Source organism: Clostridium chromiireducens (assembly GCF_003575225.1).
Taxonomy (GTDB): domain Bacteria; phylum Bacillota; class Clostridia; order Clostridiales; family Clostridiaceae; genus Clostridium; species Clostridium chromiireducens.
Genome location: NZ_QXDJ01000003.1, coordinates 863,823 through 879,857, shown reverse-complemented (window position 1 = coordinate 879,857; position 16,035 = coordinate 863,823). Strand labels below are relative to the sequence as shown.

17 protein-coding genes are annotated in these 16,035 nt (G+C 29.5%); 13 read left to right on the top strand and 4 right to left on the bottom strand.

Annotated features, from left to right (window positions below):
• Positions 1-72: 72 nt before the first annotated feature.
• Positions 73-453, bottom strand: a complete 381-nt coding sequence (locus D2A34_RS15570) for an RrF2 family transcriptional regulator (protein WP_079439631.1) — start codon at positions 451-453, stop codon at positions 73-75.
• 289 nt (positions 454-742) lie between these two features.
• Between D2A34_RS15570 and D2A34_RS15565 the strand changes: the two genes are divergently transcribed.
• Positions 743-1,078, top strand: coding sequence for a DUF6054 family protein (locus D2A34_RS15565; protein WP_079439632.1), 336 nt, complete (start codon positions 743-745; stop codon positions 1,076-1,078).
• A gap of 221 nt (positions 1,079-1,299) precedes the next feature.
• Here the strand turns inward: D2A34_RS15565 and dapB are convergent, their stop codons facing one another.
• The 3 genes from dapB to D2A34_RS15550 are packed head-to-tail and all read right to left on the bottom strand — an operon-like array spanning position 1,300 to position 3,965.
• Entirely contained in the window at positions 1,300-2,055 is a 756-nt protein-coding gene (gene dapB / locus D2A34_RS15560) for a 4-hydroxy-tetrahydrodipicolinate reductase (RefSeq protein WP_119367239.1), read from the bottom strand.
• A gap of 9 nt (positions 2,056-2,064) precedes the next feature.
• Positions 2,065-2,943 (bottom strand): 4-hydroxy-tetrahydrodipicolinate synthase, encoded by an 879-nt coding sequence (dapA, locus tag D2A34_RS15555; RefSeq protein ID WP_119367238.1) that lies wholly within the window; start codon positions 2,941-2,943, stop codon positions 2,065-2,067.
• A 29-nt stretch (positions 2,944-2,972) separates the two neighbouring features.
• Positions 2,973-3,965: an aspartate-semialdehyde dehydrogenase gene (locus tag D2A34_RS15550; protein ID WP_079439635.1), complete on the bottom strand. Its 993-nt coding sequence runs from the start codon at positions 3,963-3,965 to the stop codon at positions 2,973-2,975.
• A gap of 429 nt (positions 3,966-4,394) precedes the next feature.
• Here D2A34_RS15550 and D2A34_RS15545 point away from each other — a divergent pair, with 429 nt between their 5' ends.
• From D2A34_RS15545 to D2A34_RS15490, 12 genes are all read left to right on the top strand, one after another.
• The gene (locus D2A34_RS15545) at positions 4,395-4,619 is read left to right on the top strand and encodes an alpha/beta-type small acid-soluble spore protein (protein ID WP_079439636.1); all 225 of its coding nucleotides are present in this window, start codon (positions 4,395-4,397) and stop codon (positions 4,617-4,619) included.
• A gap of 94 nt (positions 4,620-4,713) precedes the next feature.
• Entirely contained in the window at positions 4,714-5,451 is a 738-nt protein-coding gene (locus D2A34_RS15540) for a class I SAM-dependent DNA methyltransferase (protein WP_119367237.1), read from the top strand.
• 25 nt (positions 5,452-5,476) lie between these two features.
• Complete coding sequence (hslO, locus tag D2A34_RS15535) at positions 5,477-6,361, top strand: Hsp33 family molecular chaperone HslO (protein WP_079439638.1); 885 nt, start codon at positions 5,477-5,479, stop codon at positions 6,359-6,361.
• 146 nt (positions 6,362-6,507) lie between these two features.
• Positions 6,508-7,263 (top strand): YdcF family protein, encoded by a 756-nt coding sequence (locus D2A34_RS15530; protein WP_119367236.1) that lies wholly within the window; start codon positions 6,508-6,510, stop codon positions 7,261-7,263.
• Between the two features lie 41 nt (positions 7,264-7,304).
• The gene (locus tag D2A34_RS15525; RefSeq protein WP_119367235.1) at positions 7,305-8,162 is read left to right on the top strand and encodes a pseudouridine synthase; all 858 of its coding nucleotides are present in this window, start codon (positions 7,305-7,307) and stop codon (positions 8,160-8,162) included.
• A gap of 129 nt (positions 8,163-8,291) precedes the next feature.
• Complete coding sequence (locus D2A34_RS15520) at positions 8,292-8,621, top strand: hypothetical protein (RefSeq protein ID WP_119367234.1); 330 nt, start codon at positions 8,292-8,294, stop codon at positions 8,619-8,621.
• Entirely contained in the window at positions 8,618-10,078 is a 1,461-nt protein-coding gene (locus tag D2A34_RS15515) for a sensor histidine kinase (RefSeq protein ID WP_119367233.1), read from the top strand. The genes D2A34_RS15520 and D2A34_RS15515 overlap by 4 nt, the downstream gene beginning before the upstream one ends.
• A 109-nt stretch (positions 10,079-10,187) precedes the next feature.
• Positions 10,188-10,886 carry a response regulator transcription factor gene (locus tag D2A34_RS15510; protein WP_079439643.1) on the top strand — a complete coding sequence of 233 codons (699 nt, stop codon included), beginning with the start codon at positions 10,188-10,190 and terminating at the stop codon, positions 10,884-10,886.
• Positions 10,887-11,092: 206 nt separating this feature from the next.
• Positions 11,093-12,247 (top strand): TolC family protein, encoded by a 1,155-nt coding sequence (locus D2A34_RS15505; protein WP_079439644.1) that lies wholly within the window; start codon positions 11,093-11,095, stop codon positions 12,245-12,247.
• Position 12,248: 1 nt separating this feature from the next.
• Positions 12,249-13,736 (top strand): HlyD family secretion protein, encoded by a 1,488-nt coding sequence (locus tag D2A34_RS15500; RefSeq protein WP_079439645.1) that lies wholly within the window; start codon positions 12,249-12,251, stop codon positions 13,734-13,736.
• A gap of 12 nt (positions 13,737-13,748) precedes the next feature.
• Positions 13,749-14,486: an ABC transporter ATP-binding protein gene (locus D2A34_RS15495; RefSeq protein WP_079439646.1), complete on the top strand. Its 738-nt coding sequence runs from the start codon at positions 13,749-13,751 to the stop codon at positions 14,484-14,486.
• Positions 14,477-15,964, top strand: a complete 1,488-nt coding sequence (locus D2A34_RS15490; protein ID WP_119367232.1) for an ABC transporter permease — start codon at positions 14,477-14,479, stop codon at positions 15,962-15,964. The genes D2A34_RS15495 and D2A34_RS15490 overlap by 10 nt, the downstream gene beginning before the upstream one ends.
• Positions 15,965-16,035 lie beyond the last annotated feature (71 nt).

Below are 16,035 nucleotides of genomic sequence, written 5' to 3'. Positions count from 1 at the left end.
TCAATCAAATACATTACAGAGTGTATTTATCTATAATTAAAGTATAAGAACACTTATGAAATTAAGGTGTTTTTATATAATTTCAAATAGTTTCTTATTTTTAAGATAAGTTTCCATCATATTCTCTGCTTCTTCCATTGCTTTTTGGATTTTGCATTCATGATTTTCATCCATTTCACACGTAAACATAGGGCTACTTCCTTCTGTTGCCCTAATTACATCTAAAAGTGAAATATCTTCTTTGCTTTTACGTAAAACATAACCACCATTTGCACCAGGAGTAGATTGAATTATATCAGCTTTTACTAACTGTGTTAGAATCTTTGACAAATAACTCGGCGCAATATTTAAATGGGTTGCCAAAGGCTGCAAACTTAAATTATCTCTTTTATCATACTTAATCATATATGCAACTATATGTAATGCATAATTAGTAGCTTTGGTATATTTCATACTAATCCTCCATGTACTATTAATAAGATATTACAGACTGTATTTATCTATAATACACTTATTCATATTTTTAGTCAATACTTATTAGCGATAAGGAAATATACTTCATATGATAATCTATTAAACGTTATTAAAATATACCAATTGATCTGATAATGTGCATGAAATGAAGATTTTGTGCAGTAAATTATAAAAATGTTCTTTGAAAGTTGAGTAATGTGATATTTTAAAATATGCTATAATTAATTATGGTAGTAAAATATTAAACTAATATTATGGAGGAGTCATTATGGCAAAGTATGAAAAGACTATTAGCGGTCAATTTGAGAAAGTACTTTATCGTTTAGAAAATGATATTGCTGGTAGTGGAATAACTATGAATTTAGTGGATAAAAGCAACTACACTTCTGGAGATACCAATGTAGCAGTTAGGGTATATGATAAATATTTTATGAGAAATGGCAATAGAGCAAGTCTAAGCCTAACGGTAGTAGGGAACGGTAGGGATATTTTTGTTTCTGCAATTGGTTCTGGAGGAGGACAAGGTATTCTTTTTAACTTCAGTCTCGGAGCTGAAAGTGATATGGTGGCTATAGTAGAAAAAAGTGTAGAACGAATGGTATAATACGTATTAAACAATTCAGTCACAATCTTCGTAGTAAAAATAAATAGCAGATTAGAATATTTAATAATAGACAGAGATGGTATGTAAATACTTAGATACTAAAAATAAGTGATATATTGAGTAGTGTGTTTCAGTGGAATTTAGATGGTCATTATTATTGAATCAGCCATCTAAATTCCTAGAAACAAGAATACAGTTATTTGTTTTGGTTAGTAACTAATTTATTCAATTCCTATAACGTCATTCATGTCATATAAACCTGGATTAGTCACAGAAGCCATAAATTCACATGCTTTTAGAGCACCAACTGCAAAAACTTCTCTTGAAATTGCTTTATGAGTTAATTCTATTACTTCACCAGTTCCGGCAAAAATAACATCGTGGTCTCCAATGATACCGCCGCCTCTAACTGCATGTATACCAATTTCATTTTCTTCTCTTTTGGAATTTCCTTCTCTTCCATAGATATACTTTGTTGTATCTTCTATAGAGTTTTTTATGGAATCAGCAAGCATAATTGCAGTTCCACTTGGAGCATCCACTTTTTGATTATGATGCTTTTCTATTATTTCTATATCATAGTTTCCATAGAGTAGAGGAGTTACTTTCTTTAAAAGAGAATTAATTAAATTAATACCAAAAGACATGTTGCCTGATCTAAATAGCTTAAGAGTATTACTCTTTTCATCTATTAGGGCTAAATCTTCTTGTGTAAAACCAGTTGAACATATTACTAATGGTTTGTTAGTTTTTTCTGTTATTTCTAAAAGACTATGAAGAGCATCGGATCTTGAAAAATCTAATAAAACATCATATTCGATGTTTAAATCTTGAACGCTTTCAAGAATAGGATACGGAGCATTAGTTTGGAATTTATCAATTCCAGCAACTATCTCTAAGTTCTTAAATTTATCAGCGCACTCTGTAATCATCTTACCCATTTTACCTGAGCAACCATTTAATACTATTTTAATCATCTTATCACCTTACATCAATTTATTATCTATCAAAGCAGCTTTTAGTATTTCTTCATTGTGATGTTCCATCTCACAAAGAGGAAGTCTTAAAGGACCAACATCTAGTCCTATAAGATTCATGGCTGTTTTAACTGGGATTGGATTTGGTTCTATAAACAAAGTATTAGCTAAAGATAAAGTATCTAATTGAATATCCAAAGCTTTTTTAAAATTACCATTTAAACAATTTAAAACTATATCATGAACTTTTTTTGGCATTATATTAGCTAAAACAGATATCACTCCTATTCCACCAAGAGACATTATTGGAATGATTTGATCATCATTCCCAGAATAAATATCTATGGTATCTCTGCATAATGCTTTCATTTGTGCAACTTGACTAATGTTTCCACTAGCTTCTTTTATTGCAACAACATTACTTAATTCAGCAAGTTTAACTAGAGTAGCTGGAGTAATATTAACTCCTGTCCTACTTGGTACATTGTATAGTACGATAGGAGTTTTCACTGCATCATTTATAGATTTAAAATGCTTTATTAAACCATTTTGAGATGTTTTATTATAATATGGAGTAATAACAAGAAGTCCTGAAACTCCAACACTTTCTGCATATTCGCTCATAGATATGGCAGAAGAAGTGTTATTCGATCCAGTACCTGCGATTACAGGTATCCTCTTATTTATTACATCAACTGTAAATTTAATAGTTTCTTTTTTCTCTTTTTCTGTCATTGTAGTTGCTTCACCTGTAGTACCACAAATTACAATAGCATCAGTTCCTTCTTGAACGTGCCATTCTAATAGTGATCTTAGTTTTTCATAATTGACCCCATTTTCATCAAATGGGGTAACTATAGCTACAGCTGAGCCTTGAAATATTGACATTTAGATTCCTCCAACTTAATTACTACAAACTATTTGTTGTCTTTAATCATTATTTCTGCGATTTGAATAGCGTTAAGAGCTGCTCCTTTTCTTATGTTATCAGCAACAACCCATAAGTTTAATCCGTTATCTACACTGAAGTCTCTTCTGATTCTTCCAACGTAAACATCATCTTTACCAGACATTTCAAGAGCTGTTGGATATTTTAATTCCTTAACATTATCATATACAGTTACACCTTGAGTGTTTCCTAATAATTCAAAGATATCTTTTATATCAAATTCTGAATTAAGTTCAACATTGATACTTTCACTGTGAGCATTAAGTACAGCAACTCTAGCAGTTGTCGCAGTTACTCTTAAATTTGGCTCATGAAGTATTTTTCTTGTTTCTTTAATCATTTTTTCTTCTTCTTTAGTATAGCCATCTTCTAAGAAAACATCTATATGAGGTAATACATTACCAGCTATTGGGTAAGGGAATTTCTTAGGTGCAATTCCTTTAACGCCATCTTCTAAATCCTTGATACCTTGGACACCAGCACCAGATACAGCTTGATATGTAGAATAAACTATTCTCTTAATTCCGTATTTATCATTTAATGCTTTCATTATAGGCATTGCTTGAATTGTTGAACAATTTGGATTTGCAATTATTCCTTTATGAAGCTTAATATCTTCTGGATTAACTTCAGGCACTACAAGTGGTACCTCAGGATCCATTCTCCAAGTACTACTATTATCAATTACTACAGCCCCATACTGTGCAAAAATAGGTGCAAATACTTTACTAGCCTCTCCACCTGCTGAAAATAGTGCATAATCTATTTTTTTATTTTTTATATTCTTTTCACAAGTTTCTTCAACCACATAGTCCTTTCCTTTAAATGGTAAAGTAATTCCTTCTGATCTTTTTGATGCGAAAAGATATAAATTATTTACTGGAAAATTTCTTTCTTCTAAGATTTCTAAAAACTTTCTTCCTACATTTCCAGTAGCCCCAACTATTGCAACATTATACACAATAATCCCTCCTAAATTTATTTATAATAATTTTTATATATACAAATACTATAGTTAAATATTGAATAAATATCAAGTGAATGAGCAAAATAAGTTGAAAAAAACTATTCAAAATTGAATAATATGCCACTAATTGGCAAAATGGGTGTCAATAGCACATGATTGTGCATATTTATACCATAAAATTGAATAGTAATACCGAATCTGTAATTAAAAATAATTAAAATATAGAAATTTTAAAGGAAATCTTTTTATTAAGAATAGTACCAAAGCATAGGGAAATAATAAATTAATATAGTTTGACTCTTAAAGTGAATTTTAAGTTAAGCTGATAAGTTTGAGTTAGTGAAGAGAAAATGTTATTTAAAACAAAAGATTAACTAAAAAGTTGTAGAAGCATAAAATTACTAAGAATGGTAGGGATTGAATATGAGTAATAACAAATCTGTAAAAAAAATAATAAAAGCAAAAATTAAAGCTAATAAAGAGTTAACAGCAGATGAAAAGATGAGAGAAAAAATCAAATATGAAATAGCTGAGGAACTAGGATTAACTGATAAAGTTAAAAGTGAAGGATGGGGAGGTTTATCCTCTGTGGAAACAGGAAGGATAGGTGGAATTATGGCCAAAAGAAAGAAAAAGAATACAAAATAAAACCTGGAAAGAGTGGCTAATTTGACTAAGTAAATAATTACGATATAATATACTAGATGAATTAGTATACTTTATTAAGGGTGTGATAAATTATATGGCATATAAAGAGTTTGCAAATATATATGATGAATTAATATATGAAGATATTAATTATGAAAAAGTTGCAGAAAAGATTATAGAATTGTGCAATGAAAATAATTTATATTTTGAAGACTATTTAGATTTAGCATGTGGAACAGGTAATGTTGCAATAAATGTAGCTAAATTCTTTAAGAATATATATGCAGTAGATTTATCAAATGATATGCTAAACATAGCTTTTGATAAATTTAAACGAAATAAGATTAAAGCTAAAGTAATATGTCAGGATATGTGCGAGTTAAATTTAAATAAGAAATTTGATCTTATAACATCTGTTCTTGACAGCACAAATTATATAACTGAAGATGAAGAGTTATTTAGCTACTTTTCTAATGTATATGAACATTTAAAAGATAATGGATTGTTTATTTTTGATGTTAATTCATATTATAAATTATCTACAGTTCTTGGAAATAATATATATACATATAGTTCAGAAGAAATTTTTTATACATGGGAGAATTCTTTTGAAGAAGATATATTAAACATGTTTTTAACATTTTTTGTTAGGAATGAAACAGGTTTATATGAAAAATTCGAAGAAGAACATTTTGAAAGAGCATATACTGAACATTATATCGAGCAAATTTTGAAAGAGTGTAAATTTAAAGTCCTTTCTAAATTTGAAGGATACTCTAATAATGAAGTTAAAAAAAATAGTGAAAGAATACTTTATGTCTTAAGCAAATAATATATAAATAGGAGATGAAATAACAATGCAAGATAAAATAGTTAGGGCAACTGCTAAAAATGGAATGGTTAGAATAATTGCAGGAATTACAACTGAATTGGTAAATGAGGGAAGTAAATTACATGAGTGTACACCGGTAGCTGCGGCCGCTTTTGGAAGAATGTTAACGGCTGGAGCACTAATGGGAACTACTCTAAAAAATGATAAAGAGGTTATTACATTAAAAATAAATGGAAATGGTGAAGTGAATGGAATAACTGTTACAGGTCACAATGATGCATCTGTAAAAGGTTTTATAGGTAATCCGTATATTGATAGACCTCTTAATGATAAAGGAAAATTGGACGTTGGAGGTGCTGTTGGAACTGATGGTCTTTTATATGTAATAAAAGATTTAGGTCTTAAGGATCCTTATATAGGACAAGTGCCAATACAAACAGGAGAAATTGCTGAGGATTTTGCATATTATTTTACTGTATCAGAACAAACACCATCTGCAGTATCTCTTGGTGTATTAGTTGACAGGGATTTATCAATAAAAGCAGCAGGTGGATTTATTGTGCAGATGATGCCAGGAGCAGATGAACTTCTTGCAGACGTAATTACATATAGATTAGAAGAAATTCCTCCAATAACTTCACTAATTAGTGAAGGAAAGTCTATTGAAGAAGTATTAGAATATATTTTTGAAGATATGGATCTAAAAATCTTAGATTCAATTAATCCAGAGTATAAATGCGATTGTTCAAAAGACAGAGTAGAAAAAGCATTAATTTCTATAGGAAAAGAAACCCTTCAAGAAATATATGACGATAAAAAGACAGAAGAAATTGTTTGTAATTTCTGTAACACAAAATATGAATTCACCAATGAAGAAATAGGGGAATTATTAAATAATAGTAAAAAATAAAAAATTATAAACATATTAATAGGGAATAAGATTGTATGGTTCAAATGCTAACTTATTCCCTATTTTAATGTACATATTTATTTATGAATGTATGTATGTATGTATGTATGTATGTATGTATAACGAGTTCTAAGCAGGAGGCAACAATGAAAAAATATTTGGATGCAGTATTAGGCGTATTTCTGATTTCATACATAATTAGTATTAACCTTATTAGTGATGCAAAAGTCGCATTTAGTTTCCCAATTTTAATCTTAGGTATTTTATTGATTTTATTTCATTTTCTTAGAATAAAAAATCAAAAGAGCATCTTTTGGAGTAAGTATTTAAAAATTGCAAAGATTCTTATGTACATTGGTTTAATATTCTTTTTGGGAATAGAGGCTGCAATAATTACTTATCCTAAGAATGATGATAGAAAATCAGATTATATTATTGTATTGGGTGCAGGGCTAGCTAATAAAACAACTCCAAGCACAATACTTAAAGGCAGGTTAGATGCAGCATTGGATTATTTAAAAGATAATAACAGTGCAATTATAGTATTATCCGGTGGAAGAGGTTCGGATGAAAATATACCTGAATCCCATGCTATGAGTAAGTATTTGCAGGAAAAAGGAGTAGACAAGTCAAAAATAATAATTGAAGATAAATCTAGAGATACAAATGAAAATTTCAAGTATTCAAAAGAAAAAATAGAAGGTTACAGTAAAAAAAACATGGATCAAATAAATGTTAAGATTATTACAACTGATTTTCATGCATTGAGAAGTAGTATCTTAGCTAAAAAAAATGGATTTGTTTATTATAGTAACTACTCAAGTTCAACTGTTTGGTATTTAATCCCTGTTACTTATACTAGGGAAGCATTTGCTATAGTTAAAAGCATATTATTTGATTAATGATAAATGAGTAATTCATATTGAGAGGATAAGCTTATAAAATGAGAATTAATAAATTATTTAGTAATTACGGAATTTGCTCAAGAAAGGAAACGAATAAATTAATTGAAGAAAAACGAGTTAAGGTAAATGGGAAATTATGTGTTTTAGGCCAATGGGTAGAAGATGCAGATGAAATCTTGCTTGATGACAGGCCTATCCTAATGAAAGAAAAGGTGTATATCGCACTAAATAAGCCAGTTGGAATAACTTGTACAGCTGAAAATAACGATAAAGATAATATAATTCATTTCATGAAATATCCACAATATATATTTCCGGTTGGCAGATTAGATAAAGATTCTCAAGGACTTATTATTTTAACGAATGATGGTAAACTTGCTAATGAACTTCTAGAATGTGAGAACATGCATGAAAAAGAATATATAGTTGAGGTGGATAGAGACTTTAATGATGAATTTATTGCTGAATTATCTCAAGGGGTTGATATTTTAAGTAATGTAAGTTCGGGAATTAGAAGAATAAGTGATAATCTAGGTGTTTGTAAAGATGAATTTAATAAAAATACGTTACTATCTAGCGATGATTTGTGGAATATAAATGCAGTTAATTTAAAAGATATAAATGTAAAAAACAAAAAAGATTTTATTAGAACAAGAGAATGTAAAGTTAACAGAATAAGTAGTAATTCATTTAAAATAATATTAACTCAAGGACTAAACAGACAAATAAGGAAGATGTGTGGAGCTTTTGGATTTAAAGTAACAAAATTAGAGAGAATCAGAATTCTTAATATAAATATTGAGAATATAGACGTTGGAGAGTGGAGATATCTTAGTAAAGATGAAATAGAAGATTTAAAAAGAAAATTAAATTTTAATTTAGAAGAAATTAAGTAGCAAATAATAACTTTGTTAACATTTGAAAAATATAACTATTTAAATACTAGATAATAGAATTATCCATATTGAAAACAATACTACCCTATGAGATAATTTAACATATTAATGAATTGGGAGAGAAGAATAATGGATAAAGTTTATATTAACGCAAAAGATGCAGCAGGAAAATATAATTTGTTTTTAAAGATTGTAACTTCGGTTAAAAGTTTTGATTCATACAATAGTTTTTTTAACATATATGATGAGTCCGAAGAACCATGTAGAAGAATTGTTGTTCTTACAAAAAGCAAGGATTTAGAGGAAGTCTATGATGAAAATCCGACTGAAGTAATTCATGAAAATAAAATAGTTGATGGGAATATATGGATAAAAGATTATTCTTTGCTTGAGAATCCAAGTAAAATCGATTTATCAAGCTTAGTTGTAAGCAAAAAGTTGATTGAGGAATTTTTATGAGAATAAAAAAAAGGCTTACAATATCGAATATACTTATGCTGATAATTCCAGTGGTGATTGTTCTTATCATCGCTTTAATAATGAGCGTGCCATTTTCAAAGGCTTATGAAAATAAATTTGCAAGTGAGAGAGAACGAGACCCTAATGCATATCTGATCCAAGGGAATTTGAGACCGGATATGAAAAATTTTAAAGATAAAGATGATTTTGCACAGTTACCTGAAGATTTACAAAAATTTCTTAAACCAAGAGGATATAATTTGATAATAACTTATGACGGAGAAATAATATCTTCAAATATCACGGATAAAGATAAAGAAGCTATTTCAATAATTGGAGATGATATACTTTTTCAATCCCATTCTTTAGTTTTAGAGATGAATACAACATCTTTAGTTAAAAATAGCTTTAAGAAGGATAATAAAATCGTAAATATAATTGCTATTAATTCTTCTTACAAACCTTTAAAATTTGACATGAAAAATGAAATGTCTATGTTTGTAATTAGTTATATAGTAATAGTTTTTATTATATCTTTTATTGTTGTTACTGTGACAAATGCCATTTTATCTAGTAAACTTTATAAAAAGTTAGTAGTGCCTCTCGAACTTTTAAGCTATGGGGCTGAACAAATTAAGAATGGAAATCTTGATTTTGAAATGTATTATGGTGGTGATGATGAATTTAAACAAGTATGCAGTGATTTTGATGAAATGAGATTACGTTTAAAAGATTCAATTGAAATGCAGCTCAAATATGAAGAGAACAGGAAGCAGTTAGTAGTAGGAATCTCTCATGATTTGCGTACTCCATTAACAGCTATAAAGGGGTATGTGGAAGGATTACGAGATGGAGTAGCAAATACTCCTGAAAGGCAAAGAAAATATCTAAATACTATTTATACTAAAGCTTGTGATATGGATGCACTAGTAGATAGTTTATTTCTATTTTCAAAATTAGATACAGGAAGATTCCCATTTAAGTTTGATATTATAAGTATTAAAAATTATCTTTTAAATTTTTACGAATGTGCAAAAAATGAATTTTACGGCAAAGATGTAGAAATTATATTTGAAAGTAATTGTAATAATTCAATTATGGTAAAACTTGATCAAAAAGAAATGAATAGGGTTCTCCTTAATATATTGGATAATAGTATGAAGTATAAAGCGGAAAATAAAGCTTTTATTAGAATTAGACTTTGTGAGAAAGAAGATTTTGTTGTAATAGAAATTAGTGATAATGGTAGAGGCGTTCAGGAGGAGGAGCTTGTAAAGCTATTTACAAGTTTTTATAGAGGGGATGTTTCTCGTACAAAACCCAATGAAGGAAGTGGACTGGGACTAGCTATTGCAAAGCACATTGTTGAAGCACATGATGGTGAAATATCAGCATATAACATGCAGGGACTAACTATCAAAATAACACTTCCTAAAAATTATAATAAAATTGGCTAGAATAATTAATTTTTAAGCCAATTTTATTATATAGCGTATATCACAATTTTGAATTAAGTAATGATTGGAAATTTATGACTTTATAAAAGGGATAATTGGAGTGATTATAGTGAAAACAATATTAATTATAGAAGATGATGAAAGCATAGCAGAATTAGAAAGAGATTATCTTGAAATAACAGGGTTTAAAACAGAGATAGCTCAAGATGGATATAAAGGATTAGAGCTTGCATTAAATAAAGAATTTGACTTAATTCTCCTTGATGTTATGCTGCCTGGTAAAGATGGTTTTAAGATTTGCCAAGAAATAAGGGAAGTTAAGGAGATTCCAATATTATTAGTTACTGCAAAAAAAGAAGAAATTTACAAGATACAGGGACTTGGAATTGGAGCAGATGATTATATAGTAAAGCCTTTTAGTCCTAGCGAGCTTGTTGCAAGAGTTAACGCTCATATTTCAAGGTATGAACGTTTAACAACAGTTGAAAAGAGTAATGATAATGATAAAAGCTCAATTATAATTGGAAGAATTAAGATACTATTGAAAGCGAGAAGAGTCTATGTTGGGGAGGAAGAAGTTAAATTTGCAAATAAAGAATTTGAGTTATTAGTTTTTTTAGCTTCAAATCCCAATATTGTATTTTCAAAGGATACTTTATTAGATAGAATTTGGGGAGAAGAATCTCTAGGAGATAGCTCTACAGTTACTGTGCATATTAATAGAATAAGAGAAAAAATTGAATTAGACAGTAGTAACCCTGAATATATAGAAACAGTCTGGGGAGCTGGATACAGATTCAACATATAAACAATTTGATAATTATGCTTATGACTAGATGGCTTGAAGTTTTGCTAAAGCTAGTTATAAGTATTTTTTTAAACAAATTTAACATAAATTTAACATAGGTTTATACTTTGTTTAGATATGTGTTACGTGAAAGTTAGAATTTTCAACTATAATGGAATAAATTATAATTCAAAATTTTATAATGACAAATTGAGGAGGAGACAAGATTGAAAAAAACATTGATTAGTTTTCTAATAATGACTTTGATAGCATCAAGTTGCATTTCAGCATTCAATACACAGAAGGTATATGCTGATTCAGCTAACACCAGTTCAGCAGAAACATTAGACGACAGCACTATTAAAGTATCTTTAGAAAATATAAGGGATATTATGACAGAAAATAATTTGGATATTAAGATTCTAGATAATAAGCTGAAAATTGCTAAAGAAAATTATGATGATGCTAAATCTAGCTATACATCAAAGACTGAGCCTAAACAAGAAGATTATAAGGATGTTAATGGTAATGACGATACTGTAGCCTATAAAAAGGCTAAGGATGAGTATGATTCATATAAGGATAAATATGAATCATATAAAAATGACTTAAAGACAGCTAGGAATAATTATGATAAGGGTGTAGAAGATCAAGTTTACTCAGCCCAACAAGCATATATTACTTATTTATATGACTTATCCCAAAAAAACATATTAGAAGAGACCAAAAACCAAAATGAAAGAAAAGATCAGATATATAAAATTCAATATGACAGTGGATTTATATCGAAAAATAAATACACTTCTCTATTACAAGGAAACACATCTACTAATGATGCGGCTTCGTCAAAGGATACTGTAGAGCTTGATAGAATTAAACTGTGCAATACTTTAGGAATTAGTCCAGAAGAAAAAGTGATATTTAATACAGATATAACTCAAGACTTTCAAGTTATATCAAAGATAAATTATGAAGATGATTTGAAAAAAATGCTTGATAATAATATTGAAATACAAGTGCAAAATGATGAAATTAGTGATTTAGATGATAAAGATGACGATACTGATGTTTACGATTATCAAGTTGACAATGCAAATATGGAACTAAAAAAACTGATCAATGATACAGAAACAGGTTTTAAATCAAAATATAATGATCTTATAACTTCATATAATTCAGTGAAAAGCAGCTATGATGTAATTAATCAAAAGCAAGTAGAATATGAAATAACTCAAACAAAATATGATTATGGTTTTGTTTCAAAAAATGATATGGATGCTGCTAAATTAACTTTAGATAATGATAATGCAGATTTTATTAATAAGAGAAATGAATGCTATCTAAAGTATCTAAAGTATATTGAAATGAAAGAGGGTTACTAAATTGAAGTTATTATTTGATAAGAAAAGTTTAGGAAATAATGAAATACAAGAAAAAGGAATAATGAAGAAAAGGTTCCTTACTAAAAAAAATATTATAAGTATTATCTCATTAGTGCTAGTGATAATATTAGGTGTTACCATATATAAGGTCAAGTTTGCTAAAACAAATACAAACCAAAGCAATGTTAAATATATGGTGCTTAAAAAAACTAATATATCATCATCAATTGGTTCATCAGGGGCGATAAAAAGTGGAGACTCTACAAATATTTATTCAAATTTAGAATATAATGTTTCTTCAATTAACGTTGAAATTGGTGATGTTGTAAAAAAAGGCGATGTTCTTGCAACAATAGATACGTCTACTTTACAAGAACAGCTTTCTGAATCTGAACAAACTCTTGCTGCAAATGAACAAAAAAATCAATTATCACTAGCTAGTGCAAAGCAGAAATATGAAAACCTAAAATATTTACATGATAATAATTTACAAAGTGATGTTATAAATGCAGAAAAATCTGTTGATAGCGCAAAACTTGATATGGAGAGTAAAAGCAGAACTTATGAATATGATAAGGTAATGTTTCAGAATGGTGAAATTTCAAAAGAAGATTTAAATACGGCACAAACTAATTATGAAAATGCTAAAGGTGCTTACGATAAAGCTTCCGTAGCATTAGAAGCTGCAAAGGTTAATTCTGAACAATCATTAGCTGAGGCTAAAACATCATATGAATCTGCTCAAGCAAGTGCTAATGATAAAAGTAGTAGACTTTCATATGAAGATAAGAAAAAGAAATTACAAGATGCTCAAGTAGTTGCGACTGTTGATGGAACTGTAACTAATGTTAATTCTGTAGTTGGAGTACAAGCTTCAGGAGCATTATTTGTAATACAGAATCTAGACAATTTAATAGTAAATGCAAGCGTTGATGAAACAGATGTAGCAAAAGTTAAAGTTGGGCAAAGAGTTGAAATAACAACAGATGCGTCAGGAAGTGATATTATCGCTGGAAAAGTTGTTAGTGTAGAACCTGTTTCTAGTACTGCAAGTGCAAGTACAAGCAGTACCAGTACAAGTGGCGGCAAATCAAGTACATCTACAAGTACAACAAGTAATTCGACAAGTAGCGATGTATCATTTAATGTCAAAGTGCAATTAACTGATCATAACGATAAGGTTAAAGTTGGTATGAATTCTGTAGTAAATATTATCACAGATGAAAAGGAAGATGTATATTCAGTACCATATGGAGCTGTAACAAAGAGTAAAGGACAAGATGTAGTATATGTAGCAGTACAACAAGACAAACAATATGTTGTTAAAGAAATATCAGTTACAAAAGGTATAGAATCAGCTACTAATGTTGAAATTGATGGTTCAGATCTTTCGGATGGAATGTTTATACTTACTGATCCAGCATCTTACCATGTTGGTGACATTATAACAATTAATACAGAAGGGTATAATCGAAAAACAAATAAATAGGAGGTGAGTTTTGTGGGGAAAAATATAATTGAAATGAAAAATATTAAGAAAAGCTTTTACGTCGGAACTCCTAATGAATTAAATATATTAAAAGGTATTGATATTACAGTACAGGAAGGCGAATTTGTGTCTATTATTGGAACATCAGGGTCTGGTAAAAGTACTTTGATGAATATTATTGGTGCACTTGATAGAGCAACCTCAGGTAATTATGTATTAGATGGAACAAATATTGATGAAATATCAGACAATGGATTATCAGAAGTTAGAAATAAGCAAATAGGATTTGTATTTCAAACTTATAATTTAATACCGAGAAGTTCGGCTTTGAAAAATGTTGAATTACCAATGCTCTATTCTGGAATGGGCAAAAAAGAGAGAAAAGAGCGTGCAGAACAATTACTGGAACTTGTTGGAATGAAAGATAGAATGTCTCATCAACCTAATGAACTTTCAGGTGGACAAAAACAAAGAGTAGCGATTGCCAGAGCTCTTGTTAATGATCCGAGCATAATACTTGCAGATGAGCCAACAGGAGCACTTGACTCTGCAACGGGAAGGATGGTTATGGATCTATTTCATAAAATTCATGAAAAAGAGGGAAAAACAATAGTACTAATAACCCACAATAACGAACTTGCAGATGAGACTCAAAGAATTATTACTCTAAAAGATGGTAACATAGTAGCAGAAGAAGAAAATAAAAAATATTATAGAAGATTCCGAGAAGAGGAAGAGTTATGTTTATAAAGGAGAATATATTGCTTGCAGTAGCAGGCCTTAGAGCTAATAAAATGCGAGCATTACTTACAATGCTCGGTATAATAATAGGAATAGCATCAGTAATAGGTGTTGTTTCGGTGGGAAATGCTATGACATCTTCTTTGACAAGTAATATGGCGTCAATGGGTGCTACTAATATTACGGTTAATGTCCAAGAAAGAAGTTCAACAAGTAATTCAACTTATAACGGTACAAATAACAAGAATAACAGTACAGGTAATAATAAAAATAACGGAACAAATTCAAATAATACAAGTGGTAATAACTCAAAGAATGGACAAAATGGAAACCAAATCAGTGGACAAGGCGGACAGCCTGGCGGAGGTGCACCACAAGGCGGTGGTGGTATACCAGCAGGAGGTGCCATGAGAGCAGCAAGTGGCGGTGGCATGCCTGGCGGTTCTGGTAGACAAGGAAAATCAAGTAGTAGTACAAAGGATACAGATCTAATGACTATGCAACAGATAAATGAATTAGAAGAAAATTTTAGTGATAAGATTAGTTCTCTAAGTGTGTCTGAAAACGGTAGTTCTGGAAAAGTGAAAAATGATACAACATATTCAAATATAAGTACAATAGGTACTAATATTGGATATAAAGATGTTAAAAATATTGAAATTTCAGAAGGAAGATATATTTCACAAAATGATATTGATGGAGCAAAAGATGTAGCAGTTGTTTCTGATAAATTGGTTACAAAAATCTTTGGAAGCAATGTAGATCCAATAAACCAGAACATAAAAGTCTATACATCAAATGCAATTCACACATATACAATTATTGGCGTTTATAAATATAAAGCCCAAGGTGGTAATAGAACTTCATCTGATGATAATCTAACTACTGAGTTATATGTTCCAGTAACTGTTACGAAGAAAACATCAACAAATAAAAATTATCAGACATTCCAAATAAAAGCTAAGGATGGTGTTAATGTACAAACATTTACAAGTGAGGTATCTGATTATTTATCTAAGCTTTATGTGAAGAATCCAAAGTTTGAAGCTCAAGCAAGTAATATGGAAAGTATGCTTGAATCTATGACATCAATGATGACGACAGTTGCTTTGGCTATATCTGCTATTGCAGGAATTTCACTTGTAGTCGGTGGAATTGGTGTAATGAATATAATGCTTGTATCTGTTACTGAAAGAACAAGAGAAATAGGAACTAGAAAAGCGCTTGGAGCAAAAAGCGGCCATATAAAAATGCAATTTATTGTTGAATCTATTATAATATGTTCCATTGGTGGTATATTAGGAATATTGCTTGGTTTAGGAGCAGGAACTCTAGCTTCAAAAACTATGGGATATGCAACAACGGTGTCACCTGTAGTTATCTTAATTAGTTTCTCATTTTCAATGTTTATTGGTGTTTTCTTTGGATACTATCCTGCAAAGAAAGCAGCGGAACTTGATCCAATTGAAGCACTAAGATATGAATAATAAATAAATTAATAATTTAAGTAGTACTTTTATCTAAATAAACTTAGATAATTATATAAGTCATAGATAGA